16 protein-coding genes are annotated in these 21,078 nt (G+C 66.4%); 2 read left to right on the forward strand and 14 right to left on the reverse strand.

The window, feature by feature from the left end; translation table 11 throughout:
• Positions 1-5: 5 nt before the first annotated feature.
• Positions 6-1,337, reverse strand: a complete 1,332-nt coding sequence (locus WDLP6_RS07765; protein WP_162591869.1) for a C4-dicarboxylate transporter DctA — start codon at positions 1,335-1,337, stop codon at positions 6-8.
• Positions 1,338-1,491: 154 nt separating this feature from the next.
• Between WDLP6_RS07765 and WDLP6_RS07770 the strand changes: the two genes are divergently transcribed.
• A complete protein-coding gene (locus WDLP6_RS07770) occupies positions 1,492-2,220 on the forward strand; it encodes an SIR2 family NAD-dependent protein deacylase (RefSeq protein ID WP_162591870.1) in 729 nt (242 codons plus the stop codon).
• A gap of 27 nt (positions 2,221-2,247) precedes the next feature.
• Here the strand turns inward: WDLP6_RS07770 and WDLP6_RS07775 are convergent, their stop codons facing one another.
• From WDLP6_RS07775 to WDLP6_RS07790, 4 genes are all read right to left on the reverse strand, one after another.
• Positions 2,248-5,037 (reverse strand): hypothetical protein, encoded by a 2,790-nt coding sequence (locus WDLP6_RS07775; protein WP_162591871.1) that lies wholly within the window; start codon positions 5,035-5,037, stop codon positions 2,248-2,250.
• A gap of 25 nt (positions 5,038-5,062) precedes the next feature.
• Positions 5,063-5,611, reverse strand: coding sequence for a CesT family type III secretion system chaperone (locus WDLP6_RS07780; RefSeq protein ID WP_162591872.1), 549 nt, complete (start codon positions 5,609-5,611; stop codon positions 5,063-5,065).
• Positions 5,612-5,754: 143 nt separating this feature from the next.
• Positions 5,755-8,490, reverse strand: coding sequence for a hypothetical protein (locus tag WDLP6_RS07785; protein WP_162591873.1), 2,736 nt, complete (start codon positions 8,488-8,490; stop codon positions 5,755-5,757).
• Between the two features lie 430 nt (positions 8,491-8,920).
• Positions 8,921-9,184, reverse strand: a complete 264-nt coding sequence (locus WDLP6_RS07790; RefSeq protein ID WP_162591874.1) for a hypothetical protein — start codon at positions 9,182-9,184, stop codon at positions 8,921-8,923.
• Positions 9,185-9,300: 116 nt separating this feature from the next.
• On the opposite strand from WDLP6_RS07790, the gene WDLP6_RS07795 reads away from it, so the two are divergent.
• Positions 9,301-10,158 carry an aldo/keto reductase gene (locus WDLP6_RS07795; protein WP_162591875.1) on the forward strand — a complete coding sequence of 286 codons (858 nt, stop codon included), beginning with the start codon at positions 9,301-9,303 and terminating at the stop codon, positions 10,156-10,158.
• Positions 10,159-10,170: 12 nt separating this feature from the next.
• On the opposite strand, the gene WDLP6_RS07800 is transcribed toward WDLP6_RS07795, so the two are convergent.
• The 9 genes from WDLP6_RS07800 to WDLP6_RS07840 form a co-directional block, all read right to left on the reverse strand.
• Positions 10,171-11,616 (reverse strand): NCS1 family nucleobase:cation symporter-1, encoded by a 1,446-nt coding sequence (locus WDLP6_RS07800; RefSeq protein ID WP_162591876.1) that lies wholly within the window; start codon positions 11,614-11,616, stop codon positions 10,171-10,173.
• A 121-nt stretch (positions 11,617-11,737) separates the two neighbouring features.
• Positions 11,738-13,234: a nucleobase:cation symporter-2 family protein gene (locus WDLP6_RS07805; protein WP_162591877.1), complete on the reverse strand. Its 1,497-nt coding sequence runs from the start codon at positions 13,232-13,234 to the stop codon at positions 11,738-11,740.
• 136 nt (positions 13,235-13,370) lie between these two features.
• Entirely contained in the window at positions 13,371-14,117 is a 747-nt protein-coding gene (locus WDLP6_RS07810; protein WP_162591878.1) for a GntR family transcriptional regulator, read from the reverse strand.
• A gap of 44 nt (positions 14,118-14,161) precedes the next feature.
• Complete coding sequence (locus WDLP6_RS07815) at positions 14,162-14,926, reverse strand: aspartate/glutamate racemase family protein (RefSeq protein WP_162591879.1); 765 nt, start codon at positions 14,924-14,926, stop codon at positions 14,162-14,164.
• 13 nt (positions 14,927-14,939) lie between these two features.
• Positions 14,940-16,430, reverse strand: a complete 1,491-nt coding sequence (locus tag WDLP6_RS07820) for an NCS1 family nucleobase:cation symporter-1 (protein WP_162591880.1) — start codon at positions 16,428-16,430, stop codon at positions 14,940-14,942.
• A 229-nt stretch (positions 16,431-16,659) separates the two neighbouring features.
• The gene (locus WDLP6_RS07825) at positions 16,660-17,859 is read right to left on the reverse strand and encodes a DUF2252 domain-containing protein (protein WP_162591881.1); all 1,200 of its coding nucleotides are present in this window, start codon (positions 17,857-17,859) and stop codon (positions 16,660-16,662) included.
• Positions 17,856-19,559 (reverse strand): SulP family inorganic anion transporter, encoded by a 1,704-nt coding sequence (locus WDLP6_RS07830; protein ID WP_162591882.1) that lies wholly within the window; start codon positions 19,557-19,559, stop codon positions 17,856-17,858. The genes WDLP6_RS07825 and WDLP6_RS07830 overlap by 4 nt, the downstream gene beginning before the upstream one ends.
• Complete coding sequence (locus tag WDLP6_RS07835; protein ID WP_162566492.1) at positions 19,517-19,738, reverse strand: hypothetical protein; 222 nt, start codon at positions 19,736-19,738, stop codon at positions 19,517-19,519. Before WDLP6_RS07835 ends, WDLP6_RS07830 begins: the two co-directional genes overlap by 43 nt.
• Positions 19,739-19,854: 116 nt before the next feature.
• Complete coding sequence (locus WDLP6_RS07840; protein ID WP_162591883.1) at positions 19,855-21,078, reverse strand: M20 family metallopeptidase; 1,224 nt, start codon at positions 21,076-21,078, stop codon at positions 19,855-19,857.

Raw genomic sequence — 21,078 nt, forward strand, 5'->3', positions numbered from 1 at the left:
GGGCCTCAGTGTGCCAGCGGGATCCCGGCCGGCAGGGCCGGCGAGCCGGCTTCGGCCAGCGGCTCGTCCTCGGGCGAATGGGTGCCGTTGAGCACCGCGTGCGCGCGCTCGCGGTCGATGTCGCCTTCCCAGGCCGCGATCGCCACCGTGGCGACGCAGTTGCCGACCAGGTTGCCCAAGGCGCGCGCGATGCCCATGAACCAGTCGACCGACAGCACCAGCACCAGGCCGATGGCGGGGATCGCCGGGATCGCATGCAGGGTCGCTGCCAGCACCACGATCGCCGAGCCCGGCACGCCGTGCGCACCCTTGGAGGTGACCAGCGCGATCGCCAGGATGGTCAGCAGGTCGGTCATCGAGACCGGCGTGTTGGTGGCCTGGGCGATGAACACCGCGGCCAGCGTGATGTAGATCGAGAAGGCGTCGAGGTTGAATGAATAGCCCGTCGGGATCACCAGGCCCACGGTCGAATCGCGGATGCCCATGTAGCGCAGCTTGGCCATGATCTGCGGCAGCACCGCATCGGAGGAGGTGGTCGCGAACACGATCGCGAGTTCTTCACGGAAGTAGCGCAGCAGCTTGACGAGGCTGAAGCCCGACAGCCGCATCACCAGCCCCAGCACGACGAAGACGAAGATCAGCACCGAGGCGAAGTAGAGCGCGACCAGCATGCCGAGCTGCTTGAGCGAGCCGATGCCGTACTGGCCGACCGTGAAGGCGATCGCGCCCAGCACGCCCAAGGGCGCCAGCTTGATGATGATCCCCATGATCTTGAACAGGACCAGCGAGAGCGCGTCGACCACCACGGCGACCGGCTTGCCGCGCTCGCCCAGGAGCGTCAGCGCGCAGCCGAACAGTACCGCGAACAGCAGCACCTGCAGCACGTCGCCGGTCGCGAAGGCGTTGACCACGGAGGTCGGGATCAGCCTCATCAGGAAGTCGACCGTGCCGCCGTGGGTGAGCTTGTCGGCGTTCGATGCGTAGCTTGCCATCGCGCTGGGATCGAGCTTGCCCGGGTCGACGTTCATGCCGACGCCGGGCTTGAAGACGAAGGCCAGCACCAGCCCGAGCCCCAGCGCAATGGTGGTCAGCACCTCGAAGTAGACCAGCGCCTTGACGCCGACGCGCCCGACGCGCTTCAGGTCGCCTGCGCCGGCGATGCCGTGCACCACCACGCAGAACACCAGCACCGGAATGATCATCTTGATCAGCTTGATGAAGCCGTCGCCGAGCGGCTGCAGCTTGGCGGCGAAGGCCGGAAAGAACAGGCCCACCGCCACGCCGAGCACCAGCGCGATGACGACCTGACCGAAGAGAGACTTGGCGAAACGGGGCATGGGAGATCTCCGTGATGTTTGCATGCAAGAAGTCATTTATCTTGCATACAACCAATGTAGGCAAGATTTGGGATTTTGCTGTGCGGGTATTCCCGAATCGAAAACCGCCCCGCATGCGAGCACGGGCGTCGATGCAGAATTCAGGCCAACGCCGATGACCGAGAACCCTGGCCCCCTCGACACCGCCATCGCGCTACTGCGCTCGGCGCGGCGCATTGCCGTGCTCTCTGGCGCGGGGCTGTCGAAGGCCTCGGGCATTCCGACCTACCGCGATGCCGACGGCTTGTGGATGCAGCAGGGCGCGCTGAAGTTCTCGCATGCCGACGACCTGCAGCGGGACCCGGCCGGCTTCACCCGCTTCTGGGCCGAGCGCCTCGCGGCGGTGGAGGCGGCCGAGCCCAATCCGGGCCACCTGGCATTGGCGGAGTTGCAGCGCTTGCGTCCGGCGACGCGGCTCATCACGCAGAACGTCGACGGCCTCCTGACCCGCGCCGGCGGCCTGGACGTGCTGGAACTGCACGGTTCGCTGCGCCGCTGGCGCTGCGATCATTGCGGCAACCGGCACGGACCGTGGCCGCTTCACCGATGCCTGCGCTGCGGCTCGCATGCGCGCCCGGACGTCGTCATGTTCGGCGAGATGCTGAACCCCGGCGTACTGCTCGACGCCCAGATGGCGGCAGAGGAGGCCGACGTTTTCCTGCTGGTCGGCAGCACGGCGATCGTCTACCCCGCGGCCGACCTGCCGCTGGCGTCGCTCGCCAAGGGCGGCCGGCTCATCACGCTCGACGTCGCGCCCCTGCACCTCGACGCTTCGGCGGCCGTGGTACTGCGCGGCGCGGCGGAGCTTCTGCTGCCGCGCTTGCTGGTCGGAATCCGCGACTGAGCGGCGCCGCGGCCGGTCCGGCGCGGGTCAATCATCGAAGCGTCGGTTGGTTTTCGGAGTCCTGGGCGTCTTCAGCAACGCTTCCTTCTCTCCTTCCGACTCTCCGGACACGTCGCTCCATGAATTGATGCGTCGATCGATCTTCGGCATTTTCGCCGGGGCCCGGTTGCTCGCCGGGAGGCTCTTTGCGAGGGCGGGGTGCTTTTCGATCTTCCTCGTCTCCCTGGCAATGACCGCTGCCCTCGATGATGCCTCCATCTGCGCCTTCGCTTCCGACTCTTTCTTCGACTGCGCCAGCTTCCGTCCGGCTTGCTGGATCTCGGGGGCTTTCGCAACGTCGTCCGCGCGGCCCGTTTTTTTCCGCTTGATATCGCCTTCCAGCAGATCTTGCTCGACGCCTTGCTGATAGTCGCAGAAGCGCTGCAATTCGTTCCAGAGGTTCAAGTCACGGGCGGGGTGCGACATCCCCCAGGTCTTGTGCAGGAATTCGCGGGACCTCTGCATGAAGGCTGCAAGTCCCTCTTTCGGGTTGACGTATCGGGCAACCAGTTTCGAGCGTACTGCGGCCAGGAATCTGTCGGAGTGAACAAGCTCCTTGAGCGCCTCGGACTCCAAGCCCTCGGCCATCTGGGACGCCGACAGAAGCTTGCTGTCTTCGACGACCTCCATCCAGGCAAGACCGTAGTGTCGAAGAAACACGGACACATGGGGAAGCGCCTGCATCGGGCCCGCCATGCGGAAAGTCATGCCCATGCAGGTGCGCGCCAGATGGTTCTGGATGAAGTCGCGCTGCGCGATCGAAGGCTCGCCGGATGCCGCCTTGCAGACGGCAAGCTGCATGACCGAATGCATGCCGAGGGCTTCCAGCAGGTCGAGGAACGGAGACACGTCACCGCGGTCCTCGCCCGTGACGAGGTCGTGAATCTGCAGCGCCAGCGCGTGAAGGCCTACGTATTCATTCTCGAGAACGTCGAGTTCGATCAGGCGGACTCCGGCGAAGGTCTGGAATTCCGCGAGATAGTCGCCTTCCCGGATTTCCAGCCGAAACGTCGATCCGCCCGGATGGGTACCGGCCAGCATTTGTTCCAGCACATCACGCGGTGTGTCCAGCGCAATCACCTGGGCTGCGCGCTGGCGCCATTTGGCCTTGTGCTCGACCCTCGCGATGCGGTGGACCTCGTTCGTCAGCACGCCGAGCAGGACCAGGATGGGCACGGTGGCCACCGCCCCCGCGATGCCCCCTGTCAACGCGGTGGCGACGCCGCCGAGCACCAGTCCGGTCGCGACGGTGGCGCCGGTCGTCAGGGGGATGCTGACGGCACCCCTGATCTCGCGGAACTTGCCGAAGGCCTTGCCGGCGCTGGCGTCGCGAAGCAGCCGATCCTGTCCTGCGCTGAGACTGGCGACGATGCCCGCCAGCAGTGCGTGCTTGGGATGTCCGGCATGAGCCGCCACCACGGCGCTCATCGCGGCCTTGCGCAGTTTCGCCAGCCGTATCTGTTCGCGCCGATACTTCTGTTCCTGCTTGCCCTGGTGAATGTCGATGGCGCTGCTCGCAATGCCCAGCGGTGACAGCGCCGCGCCGGCGGCGGCGGTTGCACTGGTGGTCACCGCCATGCCGGCGATCTGCACGCCGGTCGAGGCGAGCGTCATCGGCGGCAACACGACGGCCCTGTTGAGAATGTCGTCCTTCAGGGAAGCCCTGGCTGCGCGCTCTTCCTTGGTCGGTTCGAGCAGTTGTCGGGCCGCCTGGTCGAACTGCAGGTAGTGCTTCGCCTCCTTCGGCGTCGCGGCCCACAGAAAGCGAAGGAATCGCTCGGCATCGTTGAGGTGCCGCAGTTGCGCCTTGATGTCGGCGTCGCTGCTGTGCAATTGCACGGCAGCGCGGGCGGCTTGCACGGCGTCGACGCCGCCCGCCACGACGCCCACGAGGGGCAGGGCGTTGGCCGCACCGGGGACGGCGGCGCCCGCGGCGCCGGCGATGCCGAAGTCCAATCTCGTTGCGGTCTGCGTGGTCAAGGTACCCAGGACTCCCTGCATCTTCTTGAGGCTCAGCAGCTCGTCCATGGGCTTGTCGCTTGCATAGTTGCTGCCGGTCCTGCGCGGGCTGTGGGTCAGGCTGCGTGCGACGCGCTTCATGCGATTGAAGCCTGTCTGGATCTTCTTCTCCGTCTCGGCATTGTGCTCGAGGAAGCGCTCCGCATAGGTCTTTTCGGACCTGACCCATTGCGTCTCCCTTTGAAGTTGGCCTTCTTCCGACGGCACCAACTCCTGTACTTCCACGTAGTTCTTGCGCCCGATCCTGTCGGTCTGATGCTTTCTCGCAAAGTCGTATTTGCGGTCGAAGTCGGATTGCAAGAGGGCGCGTTGCTGCTGAAGTTTTTCGGGATCGAGACCGAAGAGAGGATCCGGCTCGTCGATCGCACGGCGCGGCGAAACGATGGGCGTGTCGCTCTCGCTGCTCGAGAAAATGCGCGTCATGCCGTCCCCGGATTCATGAAGTCGGTGCGCCATGTCGAGCCTGGGTACGAAGGCCGGACGGCGCGTGCGCCGCGAATCGGAGGGGCTGAGCCGATTCCCGGTCGTGTCAGGCCCCCAGGGCCGCAGAGCTTCGCCAGCATGAGAGAAAAAGCTGCCGCTCTCGGCGACCTTGATGCGCATGACAGAGCGGCCGCCTTCGCTGCCTGGCGCCGGTGCATTCGGTTCGGCCTTGCGCAAGGTCTTGCGCAGCCGCCTGACATCCTTCACCGTCTCCACCGTCGCATCGCCCGTCGTCCGGGTCCGCTGGATCTTGTTGCGCTTGCCGATGTTGTCCATGAATGACTCCCTTTCATTGATTCGTTCAGACCCGTGCGCCCGCAAGCGGCGCGAGTTCCGTACCTTCCCGTTCTGCGTCGAGCGCTTCATCCACTGCGCTCCTCCATTCGGCGAGCATCGGAACCATGTGTTCCTGAAGCACGAGCGCGAGGTCGAGCTCTTCATCGAGCAATGCCTGCAGCGGCACGTGGTACGCGACGATCGGATGCCGTGTCTCGGGATGCATGCTGAAGGTCGGCAGGCAAATGCTGGTGTTGCCGAGATTGGCCTCCAGCAAGAGCGCGAGCAGCTCGCTTCTTGTGTCGACTTCTGTTTCTCCGAGGTCCATGAGAATGCGGACCTCTTCTCGCGCGTCGAGATATTCGATGCCGATCAGCGTGTCGTCCACCTGCAGAAGGCCGCGATGCAATACCTCGTCGGACTGCTCGATGCCGAGGTCATCGCAAAAGTCTTCCACGAATCGGGCGTAGTCTTCTCTGCTCATGCGTGCTCCTTGAGGCGTGGTGATGAATGAATTCCTCACTCTTCGTAACGCGGTCCCTGCCGCCGTTCCAGTCATGCGCGATTCGCGCAAGTCTTTTCATGCAGACCGAGAAGAGGCCCCATCGAGGGGCGAATGAGTCGCCATCTTGAGGCGTCTTTCATCGACGTTGCCCCATCGAAGGGCGGGTCTGCGTCGATCGACCCTTCGCGCGAATGCCGCGCTCAGGGGTTCGCCTATTCATCGGGGTTTCGGTTCGTCTTCGGCGCTTCGCGCGCCGGCACGATGGGCGTCGGCATCACCTCCGAGTGCGGCGTCGGCGTCCTTGGCGTGCGCGGGCTCCCTGGCGTTCTCAGCGTTCTCGAGGGTGTCTGCGTCCTCGGGCTGCTGCGCGTCCGCAAGGTCCTCGGTGTCCTCGGGGTCGTGGGCGTCCTCGGGCTCGTCGGCGGCGTCTCGTCCTGCCGCGCAGCATCGGATCGTCCGCTCGATGAATCGAGGCTTCGATGAATCGCCGGTATCGGCGGCTTCCTTTCCGTCCCCTTCTTTTCCTTCTCCTCTTGTTTGTGACTGATCAAGGGGCCGTGGCTCCGACTCAGCGTCGGCTCCAATCCAGCAATCGGCGGACCGGCCTTGGCGTTCGCCGACCGCACCGCGCGGGCTGCCAGGTCGTTCCCCGAGACTCGCCATTCGGTCGGGCCGGTCCTCGCGGCGTTCTTGCGTCCGTCTTTCTGCCTCGACTTCATCTCCTCGGTCTTCGTTGGCGCCGCTTGCGCATGCATTTCCTGCACCTGGAGGCAATAGGCGCGAAAGCGCTGCAACTCGTTGTAGAGGTTCAGGTCGTAGGAGGGATGCGGTCCGTCCCGGGTCTTGCTCAGGAACTCGCCCGTTGTCTTGATGAAGGCCGCCATGCCCTCCTTCGGATCGGCATATCGGGCCATCAATTTCCATCGGACTCGGGCGTAGAAATCATCGGTGCCCACGGTCTTGGGCATCTTGTCGTGGACCTTCATCCACGCGAGCCTGAAGGCGTCGAGAAAGACCGACACGTGGGGGAGCGCCTGCGTTGCGCCTTCCATCCGAAACTTCATTCCCAGCAGGGGCGCAAGGTAGTTCTGGATGTAGTCCGCGCGCAATTCTGATGGCTTGGCCGCGGCGGACTTGCACAGGGCCAGCAGATCGACTTCGTTGACGCCGAGCGCATTCAGCAGCGCGCTGAAGGGCGCCGCGGCATCGGCATCGCGGGCCAGGATGAAGTCCTGAACTTGCAGTGCCAGCCCTCGAAGCGCGGCGTACTCGTTGTCGCGAACGTCGAACTCGATCAGGCGGATGCCGGCAAAGGTCTGGAACTGGGCCAGGTATTCGCCTTCTCCGATATTCACCTGGAAGTTCGAGCCGTCGGGATGCGTGCCGGCCAGCTTTTGCTCCAGCACCTTGCGCGGCATATGGAAGGCCAGGGCGCAAACGCCGCGCTGGCGCCATTTCGACGTGTGCTCGGCCCTGGCCCGGCGACGGGCTCGCACCGTGAGCAAAGCCGCCATGACCAGGGCCGGCACGGCCACCACCGCCGCCACGGCGCCCCCCGTTGCGGCAGTGGCCACGCCGCCGGCGACCAGGGCGGTTGTCACGGCGCCAGCCACACTCAAGGGCACGCTCGTGGCGGATTTGATTTCCCGGGCCTTGGCAAATGCGTATTCGACCTTGGCCTGGCGAATCAATCGATCCTGCTGCGCGTTCAGCCCGGCGACGATGCCCGCCAGAAGTGCGTATCGGGGATGCCCGGCACAAGACCTCAGCACCTCGGCCATCGCCTCCTTGCGCTCGATCGCCGACTCGCGCTGTGCCTGTCTGCGCGCCTGCTCCTGCTTGCTCAAATGAATATCGAGGCCTGCGCTGGCAATGGCCAATGGCGCCAACGCCGCACTCGCATAGCCGACAGCGGGAGAGCCGACCACGAGGTTGGCGATCTGGACGGAGGTCGACGCCGTGGTGGACACCGGCTGCACGACCCCACCCTTGGCGGCGTCCGTCTTGACCGCGGCGTGGGTCGCTCGCACTTCCCTGGTTCGACCGAGCAGCTTCTGGGCTGCCTGGCAGAACACCAGGTAGTTCTGCGCCTCCTCCGGCGTCGCGTTCTCCAGGTAGAGCATGAATCGACGGGCGTCTTCGCAATGACGCAGACTCGCCTTGGCCTGGGCCTTGCTGCTGAGCAACCCGGTATAGGTGTCCAGGACGTCCAGGGTGTCGGCGATCGAAGCCGGCACGCTGGCAAAGCCCAGCGCCCCGCCGATCGCCGAGGTATGGACGCCGGCGGCGCCGACAATGGAGGTATCGATCTTTCCCTCGGTGAGCATGCCAGAGGCGAACACGACCGGCTCCAGCTTCTTGTTGTTCAGCAGCCCCTCCGTGCCCTTGTCGCTCGCATAGTTGCTGCCGTACCGCCGGCGGGTACCGGTCAGGTTGCGCATCAAGACCTTCGCACGGTTCGTGCCCGCCGCTGCTTGTTTTCCCGCCTTGCTGTTGCTTGCCTGGAGGCGCTCGGCCCGGGTCGGTTCGATTCTGAGCAACTGCGTCTCCATTCCGGTTTCGCCATCCGTCTTCGTGTAGGGCCTTTGCTTCGCCTCGTAGTTCTTGCTGTCGGCCTTCGCGTTCTGCCGGCGCCTGGCATGCTGGTACCAGATCGTGAAGGTGTTCTTCATCGCCGCTCTGGCTTCGGCCAGCTTTTCCGGATCTATCCCGAAGGAGTCCGCCGACGCGTCGTCCGTGAACACCGGGCGCGGAGAAATCGTCCGCTCGTAGTCGCCGTGCAAGGAGCGCAACGGCTCCTCGTCATCGAACTCATCCTGCGACGATGTGCTCCACGCTTCTTCTTCCGAGGACTCGCTTCGCAGCACGAAACTCCCCGGCTCTTCGTCCAGCCAGGCCGGCATCGTTTCCGATGTGCTGTCCAGGGAGACCAAAGAGAGGTTCGACATGTTGTCGTTGATTGCAGAGAAGGCCGAACGCGAGCGCGGCGGCGACGGCGCACCGGGTTCTCCTGCGGCCGCTTCGGAACGTCGGGGTCGCGAAGACCGTGGGGTATGGGCAAAGGAAGCGCCATCTGGAGCGACGCGGAGCTTCAACGGAGCCGGCTTGTTCGTGGTGTCGGGTTCGACAGGGCGTATGGCGCCAGGCGAGTCCCCCGGAACCTTGACGGTGATATGTCTCATGAAAGATCCAGGCTGCGATGCAGCACCTCGTTGAAGAAGAGTGGTGATGAATGAATTCCTCGCTTTTCGTAACGCCGGCTCAAGCCGCTGTTCCATAAAAAACTGAATATGCTTACTCGCCAAGGTGGGGCGACGTCGGGTGGATGCGCAGCCGAAGTGGCCGCGGTGCGCGCCGCGATCGAGATGGTGCAGCCGCTCAGAGCACAGGCGTCGCGGGCGCAGCGTCGGCGGGCAGCTGGACGATGCGCCCGTCCCGCTCGGTGAAGCGGCCGCTGATGTACATGGTGAGGTCGTCGCCGGCGGCAGGGAAGGTCAGGGCTTCATCGATCATCTCGGTGACTTCCTGCGGTGCAGGTTCGCGCTCGCGCTCGTGCTCGCGTTCGCCGCCGTGGTGCCCGGCGAGATTCAACGCGGCGAACAGCACGAGCGAAGCCACTAGGATGTTGTCGTTGGCGGACATGGCTGCGGGATCCGGTTCTCTCGGGAGCTGTCCATGGTCGGCGATGTACCCGGCCGGCGCCAGTTCCCGGACGGCCTATGAACGAAGGCCTAGCCTCACGCACACAAGGAGCTGCGATGCGATCTCTCGAACTGTCCACGGGCGGCACGATGCCGGTGCTCGGCCTCGGCACCTGGCGGATGGGCGAAACGCCGGGCCGGCGCGCGGCCGAAGTGGCCGCGGTGCGCGCCGCGATCGCGATGGGTTATCGCCTCATCGACACCGCCGAGATGTACGGTGAGGGCGGTGCCGAGGAGGTGGTGGGCCAGGCGCTGACCGAGGCCTTGCGCGCCGGCGACGTGAAGCGCGAGGAGCTCTTCATCGTCAGCAAGGTCTATCCGCACAACGCCAGCCGCAAGGGCACGTCCGCGGCCTGTGCGCGCAGCCTGGCGCGGCTGGGGCTGGACCGCATCGATCTCTATCTGCTGCACTGGCGCGGCGAGCATCCGCTGGCGCACACCTGCGAAGCGATGCGCGCGCTGGTGGCCGCGGGGCGCATCGGGCACTGGGGCGTCAGCAACTTCGACACCGACGACATGGAAGGGCTCGCGGCCGTGTGCGGCGCGACGCCGGATTGCGCCGTGAACCAGGTCTACTACTCGGTGGCCGAACGCGGGCCCGAATTCAGCCTGTTGCCCTGGCAGCGTGCGCGAAGGATGCCGCTGATGGCGTACAGCCCGATCGACCAGGGCGCATTGGCCACCGACAAGGGCATGGCTGCGATGGCCGAAGGATTCGGCGTCACCGCCGCGCAGCTCGCGCTCGCCTGGGCCGTGGCGCAGCCGGGTGTCGTCGCGATTCCGAAGGCGGTGCACGAAGCCCATCTGCGCGAGAACCTCGCCGCGGCCGAACTGACGCTCGGCTCCGAGGCGCTCGCGGCCATCGATCGCCTGCATCCACCGCCGCGCGGCAAGAGGCCGCTGGCGATGATCTGAGTCCGCGCCGCCTCAGGTGCGCTTGGCGCCGCGCATCATCAGCATGTAGATCAGTGCACCGGCCACGGCGCCGATGACCCAGCCGAAGTTGTTCTCGGGCAGTACCTTGAAGAGCTGCGTGGAGAACTCCCAGCCGACCGAGATCACACCGGCCAGGCCGAGCGCGACCAGGCCGACCTTGTTCCAGCCGCCGTCGTAGTGGTAGCGGCCGCCGGGCGCCATCGTGTAGAGCTGCTGCACGTCGACCACCTGCTTCTTGAGCAGGTAGAAGTCGGCCACCATGACGCCGAACATCGGTGCCAGCACGGCGCCGAAGATGCTCACGAACACGGTGATCGCCTTCGGGCTGTCGACGAAGATCCACGGGCACACGATCACCGCGAGGATGGAGGCGATGAGTCCGCCCTTCTTGAAGTCCACATGGCGCGGGAACAGGTTGGCGATGTCGTAGGCCGGCGAGACGAAGTTGGCCACGATGTTGATGCCCATGGTCGCGATCACGAAGGTCACGCTGCCCAGCACCACGGCCAGCTTGTTGTCGATCTTGCCGACGATCTCGACCGGGTCCATGATCATGTGGCCGAACACCTTGGCGCTGCCGGCGGTGACGACCACCACGATGATCGCGAACAGGATGAAGTTGAGCGGCAGGCCCAGAAAGTTGCCGACCTTCATGTCGCGCTCGGTCTTCGCGAAGCGGGAGAAGTCGCCGAAGTTCAGCAACAGCGCCGCGAAGTAGGCCACCACCAGCAGAATCGCGCTGCCCATCGCGATGAAGGATTCCGAGCCCGTCAGCACCTTGTCGCCGAGCGTGAGGTCGAGCGCGTCCCAGCCCGCCTTCCAGAGGATCCAGCCCATCAGAAGGAACATCACCACATAGACCGCCGGGCCGCAGAAGTCGATGAACTTGCGGATCGCTTCCATGCCGCGCTGGAAGATCAGGAGCTGGAAGATCCACATGAACAGGAAGCAGCCCCAGCCCAGCAGGTCCAGCCGCAGGATGCTGGTGGCCTGCAGCGAGGCCGCCGCCGGAAAGAACACCAGCACCAGCGTGGCCACCGCCTTCGATGCGAAGTAGGTCTGCACGCCATACCAGACGATGCCGACCACGCCGCGGATCGTGGCCGCGAAGTTGGCGCCCATCACGCCCAGGCTCACGCGCGCCATCACCGGGAACGGGATGCCATGCTGCTGGCTCGGCCGGCCGATCCAGTTCATCAGCACGTTCACGATGCCGATGCCGATCACCAGCGCCGCGAACACCTGCCAGCCCGACAGCCCGAGCAGGAACAGGCTGGCCGCGAAGGTGTAGCCGCCGACGCTGTGCACGTCGGACATCCACATGGCGAACACGCTGTACGAAGTCCAGGTTTTCTTCGCACCGGTGACGGGCGCGAGATCCTCGTTGATGAGGCGCGGATCGGCGCCGGGAATGCCATGGGGGCTGTTGCCTTGCATGAGTCTCTCCTGAGTAAGCCGATCGGTCCGATTTCATCCAATTCAAGGAACACCGCGGATCCGGCTCTGCCGGTCCGGGGGGTTGGCGGCCACACGAAGTGGGCAAGCCTGGGGGCGAGCCTTAATGCGCTTCGGCCTGCTTGGCGGCCGTGATGATGGCAGCCTCGTCGTGCTTCGCGCCGTTCAGGAACAGATTGAGCACTACGGCGGCGACGGACGCAAGCAAGATTCCGGACTCCACCAGCGAGTGGATCGCGTGCGGCATCCATTGCTTGAAGTTGGGTGCGATCAGCGGAATCATGCCGACGCCGAGGGACACCGCGACGATCATCGCGTTGTGGCGGTTGCCCTTGAAGTCCACGCCCGAGAGGATGCGGATGCCGGTGGCCGCGACCATGCCGAACATCACCAGGCCGGCACCGCCCAGCACCACGGTGGGCAGCGACTCGATCAGCGCCGCCATCTTGGGCAGAAGGCCGAGCACGATCAGGATCGCGCCGCCGGCCACGCAGACGTAGCGGCTCTTGATGCCGGTCACCGCCACCAGCCCGACGTTCTGCGAGAAGCTGGTGTAGGGGAAGGTGTTGAAGATGCCGCCGATCAGCGTGCCCAGGCCGTCGGTGCGCAGGCCGCGCGCGAGGTCCTTCTGGTCGATTCGGCGGTCGGTCATCTCGCCGAGCGCGAGGAACATCCCGGTCGATTCGATCATCACCACGATCATGATCAGCGTCATCGTCAGGATCAGGACCGGATCGAACTGCGGCATGCCGAAATGGAAGGGCAGCACGATGTCGACCCAGTCCGCGCGGGCCACCTTCTCGAAGGTCATGAAGCCGAAGACCGAGGCCACGACGGCGCCGATCACGATGCCCAGCAGCACCGAGATGTTGGCCACGAAACCCTTGGCGTACTTGACGATGAGCAGGATCGACACCAGCACCAGCGCCGCGATGCCGAGGCCGCCCATGTCGGCGTACTTGGGGTTGGGCACCGAAGGCACGATCGACAGGCCCTTGGGGATCGGCGGCACCGCGGAGCCGGGCGAGGTGACGTCGGCCAGCCACTTGGCATAGACCGGGTCCACCAGCGCCGGCGCGGTCGGGCCCACCGGGTTGCCGAAGATCCAGTTGATGCCCACGCGCATCAGGCTGATGCCGATGACCGCGATGATGGTGCCGGTCACCACCGGCGGAAAGAAGCGCAGCATGCGCGAGACCAGCGGCGCGATCAGGATCGACACCACGCCGGCGCCGATGATCGCGCCGAACAGCAGCTGCGCGCCGGCCTGGCCCGGATTGGCGTTGGCGATCGCGACCATCGGCGCGACCGAGGCGAAGGTCACGCCCATCATCACCGGCAGCCGGATGCCGAACCACTGCGTGGCGCCGAGCGCCTGGATCAGCGTTGCGATGCCGCAGCAGAACAGGTCGGCCGAGATCAGCAGCGCGACCTCGTGCGGGCTGAGGTTGAGCGCACGGCCGACGATCAGCGGCACGGCCACGGCGCCGGCGTACATCACGAGCACGTGCTGCAGACCGAGCGCGGCGAGCTTGCCGGCCGGCAGTCGCTGGTCGACCGGATGAACGGACGAAGAGACGGTCACGGAAGAAGCGGTCATTGAGGATCTCCAGGTGCCGTGGCGAACGGCGTTATTTTGTACGCCAAACTGTATACACTTCAGTTCGCAAGCCGTATGGCGGAAAACCCGCACTTCCGGCCCGCGTGACGGACACGCGGACCACCCCTCGCACGTTTCAGGCCAGCAGCGCCTTGACGAGGTCGAGCTGGCGGTCCGGTGCGCCGGTCTCGAGCTGCAGGTTGGCCTCGATGCGCAGCAGGTGGCTGGTCATGTTGGCGACGGCCGCATCGGCATTGCCGCTGCGGCACACGCGCAGGAATTCCGCGTGCTCGTCCGACGAGCAATGCGGGTCGTTGGAGGAGTGGTAGAGCATCGCGATCAGCGAGCTGCGCGCGACCAGCTCGCGGATCAGCTCGGCCAGCGTGTGGTTGCCGGTGGCCTCGGCCAGCGCGACGTGGAAATCGCCCAGCAGTTTCTCGCGCACCGTGCCGGTGGTCGTGGTGGCGCGCAGCGCGGTGCGCTCGAACTGGATGTGCTGCTCCAGCGCCTTGTAGTCGGCGGGCCGGCCCCGCGCGACGAACAGCCGCACCACCTCGCTCTCGAGCAGCCGCCGCACGCCGAACACCTCGCGCGCCTCCTGCACGCTGGGCTTGCTGACGAAGGCGCCCTTGTCGGGAATCATCTCGATCAGCTTCTCCTTGGACAGCGTCAGCAGGGCCGCGCGGATCTTGGTGCGGCTGACCGCATAGACGCGGCCCAGCGCCTCTTCGCGCAGCCAGGTGCCGGGCGGCAGGCGCTTTTCGACGATGGCCGTGGCGATGTCCTGCGCGATGCCTTCGATGGTGGCGCTCTTGTCGGGCACGGCGGGGCTGGCGCTGCTCGGAGGGGTCGGGGACGTAGGTGCTTTGGCGACGCGTGGCATGGGGCGATTGTGGACGACCGACGGCGCGGGCCGCACGCCCGGCTTCAGGCTGCGCGTTTCAGGGGCGGTGTCCTGGCCGGCAGCGTGAAGCCTTCGAGCAGTCCGGTCACCGGCTTGGACAGCGGATGCGCCAGCTCGCCGCGCTTGCTGGTGCGAAGTCGCAGGCTGACCAGCGATTCGATCAGCTGCGTGCCCGCCGCCACGCCGTCGACCACCGGCACCCCGAGCACCTGCCCGATGTGCTCGCAGAGGTCGGCCATGCCGGCGCAGCCGAGCACGATGGTGTCGGAGCCGTCCTCGTCCAGTGCGCGCCGGCATTCGTCGATGATGCGTTCGCGTGCCTTCGAGTCCGGCGCTTCCAGTTCGAGCACCGCGATCTCGCAGGCCCGCACGTTGGCGCAGAAGCGCTTCATGCCGTAGGCCTCGGCCAGGTGCCAGGCCTGTCCGACGGTGCGGCCGAGCGTGGTTACCACGCTGAAGCTGCTGCCGACCAGACTGGCCAGATGCATGGCCGCCTCGGCGATGCCGACCACCGGTCCGCGCGCCAGTTCGCGCGCTGCCTTCAGGCCCGGGTCGCCGAAGCAGGCGATCACGTAGCCGTCGATGCCCTCGCGCTCGCCGGCGGCGATCTCCTGCAGCAGGCCGGGCACGGCGAGCGCCTCGTCGTAGTGGCTCTCGATCGAGGCCGGCCCCATCGAGGGGCTGACCGCCACGATCTCGGTGCCGGGCCGGGCGACGGATCGCGCGCAGGCACCGATCTTCTCGGTCATGCTCCAGGTGGTGTTGGGATTGATGATCTTGATGCGCATGAAAAGTCCTCGCTCAGCGCTTGCGGGCGTTGAGCAGCAGATAGGCCGCGAAGCCCAAGCCGGTGCCGATGAACCAGGCGTAGTTGGCCGCGCCGCGAAGGGTGGGCACCATCACGCACAGGATCGGCACCAGCGCCGCCGGGATCAGCGCCCAGATGGCGCGGGGGTTGTAGCCGTTGCGATACCAGTATTCGCCGGCCGGGTTGAGGGTGTAGAGCGCGTCGACGTTCACGCGCTGTTTGCGCACCACGTAGAAGTCGGCGATCAGGATGCCGAACAGCGGACCGATGAAAGAGCCCAGGATGTCCAGCGTGTAGTGGATCACCTCGGGGTTGTTGTACAGGTTCCAGGGCGTGATGAAGACCGAGCCGACGGCGGCGATCATGCCGCCCGTGCGCCAGCTGATCTTCTGCGGATTGACGTTGGAGAAATCGAACGCGGGCGAGACGAAGTTGGCCACGATGTTGATGCCGACGGTCGCGATCATGAAGGTCAGCGCGCCCAGCACGACGGCCGTGGTGCTGTCGATCCGCGCCACGGTGTGCACCGGGTCGGTGATCAGCTCGCCGAACACGGGCAGGGTCGCCGCCGTGGTGATGACCGACAGCAGCGAGAAGAACAGGAAGTTGACCGGCAGGCCCCAGAAGTTGCCCTTCTTCACCGCGTCGAAGCTCTTGGCGTAGCGCGAGAAGTCGCCGAAATTGAGCATCGGGCCGCTGAAGTAGCTGACCACCAGGGCGATCGCGCTCAGCATCACCGGCAGGGCGTCCCATCCCTCGAACTTGACGCCGCCCAGGCGCATGTCGATGCGGCTCCAGCCGGCCTTCCAGACCAGCCAGGCGCACAGCATCGCCATCACGACGTACACGGCAGGGCCGGCCCAGTCGATGAAGCGGCGGATGGCCTCCATGCCGTGCCAGAAGACGAAGGCCTGCAGCACCCACATCACCATGAACGAGATCCAGCCCAGCGCCGACAGGCCGACGAAGCCATGCTTCGCGACATCCGCATAGGCGGAGAGGCCCGGGAAGAAATGCAGCGCCAGCACCATGAAGGCACCCGAGGCCAGATAGGTCTGCACGCCATACCAGGCGACCGCGATCAGCCCGCGGATCACGGCCGGGATGTTGGCGCCCAGCACGCCGAAGGGCGCGCGGCAGACCACCGGATAGGGCGTGCTCGTGATCTGGCTGGGCTTGGCCACAAGGTTGCAGAAGAACTGCACGATGCAGATGCCCACCAGCAGCGACACCAGCACCTGCCAGCTCGACAGGCCGAGTGCGAACAGGCTGCCGGCCGTGATGTAGCCGCCGACGCTGTGCACGTCGGACATCCAGAAGGCGAAGATGTTGTATTGGCCCCAGGTCTGCGTGCGCAGCGGTGCGAGGTCCTCGTTGGTCAGGCGCGGGTCGTAGCCCGGCTTGATCAGCGCATTCGATTCGGCGGGCGATGCATGGTTGGGAAGGGGCAGCTCGATGGTTCCTTGACTGACGGCTGTGTTCACGGATGGACTCCTCGTCGGGTGGGGCGGTTGGAAAGACGTCCGGACCGGATGTCCGGTGTCTTGAATTGCACCCGTTATTTGTATACAAAAAATGGGTGCAATCAAGGACAAACTTGAACTGCGAGTTCGGTGTTTACCCTTGTGGATGGTGAAGCAACTGGCGTGCCATGGACCGGCGACGGCAGCCGTCCATGGATTGCAGGCAGCGTCCGCGCGAGGGTCGTCGCGGTCAGCCGTCGAATGCGCGATCGTCGAATGCGCTGCTGAAGGTCGCCCAGTCCTTGCGGACCTGGTTCGCGCAGTCCTGCGACAGTTCGAGCAGCTCGGCCTGCCATTTCCTGCGTTGCGCGAAGGCGACCAGTTCATCGGCCGTGGCCGAGCCGTCGCGGCCGGCGCTGCGCAGCTGGCCCCATGCGACCACGCGGCCCATCACCTGCAGCGCCTGCGCCAGTTCGGTCATCGAGCGCTGCGAGCGGTCCAGCGTCATGCGGTCCTCGGACGGCTGCAGGCCGCGCAGCACGTAGGAACCCCCGCCGAAGAGCACGGGCTGCAGGAAGGCCATCGAGACGGCCTGAACGCGCCGCTGCAATGCGACCACGCGGTGCGCCTGCGATTCCCACGCCGGCTGCGGCACCGTCAGGTACGGCGCCAGCGAGGAAGGCAGCGTTTGCTTGAGGTCGAGCAGGTAGTGGCCGTCCGGCGATCCCTTGCCCTGGACCAGAACCGCGAAGCGGTCCACGCCGAGGCTGCCGGTGCCCGCGATGCGGCGCGCGACGTCGATCACTTCGTAGAAGGCAGGGTCGGACTGCCTGGCGGCGAACGCGGCCATGCATTCGCCGATCGCCGCGCGCTGCGCCGCCGTCGCGGGAAGCGCCTTCTTGCCGTCGACGCGCAGCACGCGCCGGCCGCGCCGGACCGTGGTGCGCGCAGCGAGAAGCCGGGCGCGCGGCCGATGGCGCAGGCCGTCGAGCAGTTCCCGGACCAGGCCATGCGCCGTGTCGCGTTCGACCCAGTACGCCTTTCCCTCGGCCAGGGAAGAGACATAGGCCTGCAGGAAATCCTTGCACAGCGCGCTCGCTTCGCGCGGGCTGATCGACAGGCTGTCGGCGCCGACGCGCAGGCTGGCCAGCAGGCGCACGAGGTCCCAGCTGGCCGGCGCCAGTATCGCTTCGTCGAAGTCGTTGATGTCGAAATAGACGAGGCGGTTGTCGCCCTTGTAGCTGCCGAAGTTCTCCAGGTGCAGATCGCCGCAGGCCCAGACCCGCGGCGCCGTCCTGAACAGGCCGCCGCGCGGCAGGCGCTCGTAGAACAGATGGTCGGTCCCGCGCAGGAACGCAAAGGCGCTGGCGCGCATCAGCCGGTACTTGATCTGCAGGCGCTCGGGATCCCGGCCGGCGTTGAAGGCCTGCATGCGGCGCACGACGTTCATGCCTGTCCTTTCGGTTGCTGCGCGGCGCGCGCGGCCTGCACGGCATCGTCGACGCTCCAGAACATGCCATCCGTGCGGCCGAGGCCGTCGGGGTCCAGGAAATGCAGCAGATCGCGCACCGGCTCCTTGACGCGGGCCAGCACGAGCGAGCGTCCGCTTCCGCGCAGATGCTGGTTCAGTTCGAGCAGGCACTCGGCGGCCGTGCTGTCGAGGTCTGAACTCTCCTCGAGGCTGAGGACCACGACGCGCAGATCGTCGCGGTCCTCGAGCTTGCGGAGGATGGTCGAGACGACGCGCTCGGCACAGGCGAAGAACAGGGGCTCCTCCGGCCGCAGGACCAGCAGCCCCGGCACCGCGGCCGCGCCCGAATGGCCATCGAGCGCGACGAAATTGCGCGTCGCGCCGAGCTCGCCGAGCTCGTGCACCACCGGCTGGCTGAAGCGCCGCAGCGCGGCCAGCAGCGACAGCGCGATCGCGATCAACATGCCGTACAGCACGCCGAAGAAGAGCACGGCCGCCACCGCGCCGACGATCAACAGGCGGTCGCGATTCATGCGCCAGGTCGTCAACAGCGGCCGCGCCGACAGCGCATGCCACAGCGCGCTGATCACCGCGACCGCCAGCACCGGGCGCGGCAGCAGATGCACCGCCGGCAGCGCGAAGGCCACCGCCAGGCCGACCGCGACCAGCGCCGCCACGCCAGCCCATCGGCTGCTCGCGCCCGCGGCCGCATTGGCCGAGGTCGCCGAGAAGCCGGCGCCCACCGGCATGCCCTGGAACAAGGCGGCGCCGATGTTGCATGCGCCCAGCACCATCAGCTCACGGTTGGCATCCAGCGTGTCGCCGTGGGCCAGTGCCATCGTCCGCATGCTGCCCCACGACTCGGCGAAGATCAGCACGACCAGGCCGACGGCGAGCTCGCCGGCCGTCACCCACTCGGCCCACGGCAGCCGCGGCACGTCGAAATGGAAACCCGGCGCTTCGATCACGCCGACTTCCGCCACGCCGAGCGCCTTCAGGTCGAGCCCGTACGCGGCCGCGATCGCCAGCGCGATCACCAGCATCGATGCCGGCACCCGGGGCCATCGTTTCAGGCCCGCGATCAGGGCGCCCGCAAGCAGCGCGACCGCGACCGTGGGCACATGCCATTCGCGCACGTGGGTGACGGCGAACAGCAGCGCATGGAAAGGGTCTGCGCCGGCCTTCTGCGGCAAAGCGAAGCCGAAGGCATCGGGCAACTGCTTGATCACGATGGTGATCGCGAGTGCGAAGGCGAACCCGCGCAGCACCGGCCGCGACACGAAGGCGGAGAGCTGCCCCTGTCGCGCCCAGGCCAGCAGCACCAGCACCACGCCGGCCATCAGCACCAGGGCCGTGAAGGCGCCGGCATACGCAGCCGGATCCGCCGACGCGCCCGGCGCGGCGATCGACATCGCCGCCGCGGCCGACAGCACCGCCGTCGACGAGGTCGGCGCCACGATGGCGAAGCGGCTGCGCCCGAGCGCGGCGTACAGCGCGAGACCGATCATCGCCGCGGTCAGCGCGTGGACGGCCGGAAGATGGGCGAGGCCTGCGTATGCGACGGCCTCGGGGATCAGCAAGCCCGCGACGCACAGGCCGGCGGCGAGGTCCTGCCAGGGCGATGCGCCGGGCGGGTTCAGCGCCAGCCTCGGTGCCAGCCCTGTTGGGGGTGATGCCATCCCCAACCATAACGCGGGTGATAGGCCCACACGAAACCCGGCCCCGGAATTGCGTAGGTGGGTGCGACATAGGCCACGCCCGGCGGCGCTTCATAGCCGGCGTAGGGCACCGCGGGTTGCACCACGCAGCCGGCCAGAAGCGCGGCTGCCAGCGCTGAACTCAGAACGATGAGCCTCATGACGAGATTCTCCCGATGGACGACATGGCATCTCCAACGCCGCATGCGAACGGCCTGTTGACCCTTCCATGCATCCATCTGTAAAGGCGCGGCGGCCGATGCCGCGCGCCCGTCCGTCAGCCGAGCAGGTCGCCGAGCGTGCGCGCGATCACCTTGGTGGCGCGCCGCAGGTCTTCCAGCAGCACGCGCTCGTCGTTGCGCTTGGCATGCGACTCCAGCACCGTGCGTGGCCCGGCACCGTAGATCACACCCGGGATGCCGGCCTCGCCATACAGCCGCACGTCGGTGTAGAGCGGCGTGCCCATCGCCTTGATCGGCTCGCCGAAGACCGCCTCGCCATGCTTCTGGATCGCCTCGACCAGCGGCTTGTTGCCCGCCAGCGGCTTCATCGAATTGGCGAGAAGCATGCGCCGGATCTCGACCGTGATGCCGCTGCGCTCGGCCGCCGCGTCGGCGATGACCTTGCGGATCGTGGCCTCGACCTGCGCCGGGTTCTCCTCGGGGATCATGCGGCGGTCGAGCTTGAACACGACCTTGCCGGGGATCACGTTGGTGTTGGTGCCGCCGTCGATGCGGCCGACGTTGAGGTACGGGTGCGTGATGCCCTCGACCTTCGACGTCACCTGCCGGTAGAGCACGTTCTGCGCATAGAGCGCGTTGAGGATGTGCACCGCGCCCTGCAGCGCGTCGACCCCGGTGCTCGGAACGGCCGCATGCGCCATCTTGCCGTGCACCGTCACTTCCATCTGCAGGCAGCCGTTGTGGGCCGTGACGACCTCGTAGCTGAAGCCGGCCGCGATCATCAGGTCGGGCTTGGTGAGGCCCTTCTTCAGCAGCCAGCCCGGCCCGAGGAGGCCGCCGAATTCCTCGTCGTAGGTGAAGTGCAGTTCGATGCTGCCCTTGGCGGGCCGTGCGACCGCTTCGAGCGCGCGCAGCGCGAAGGTGAAGCTCGCGAAATCGCTCTTGCTGACCGCTGCGGCGCGGCCGTAGAGGCTGCCGCCATCGATCTCGCCCCCATAGGGATCGTGTGCCCAGCCTTCGCCGGGCGGCACCACGTCGCCGTGCGCATTGAGTGCAATGGTGAGGCCTTCGCCGTACTTGCGGCGCACGATCAGGTTGGTGATCGATTCGAGCCCGTAGTCCTTCACTTCCTGCTCGGGCACGGCGTGCTTCTCGGCCTCGAAGCCGAAGTCCTTCAGCAGCTCGGCCGTGCGCTCGGCATGCGGTGCGTTGTTGCCGGGCGGTGTGTCGGTCGGCACGCGCACCAGTTGCTGGAGGAACTGCACCTCCTCGTCGAAGTGGGCATCGATCCAGGCGTCGAGTTTTTGGTAGTCGGTCAT

Origin of the sequence: Variovorax sp. PBL-E5, assembly GCF_901827185.1 — a bacterium.
Lineage (GTDB): Bacteria > Pseudomonadota > Gammaproteobacteria > Burkholderiales > Burkholderiaceae_C > Variovorax.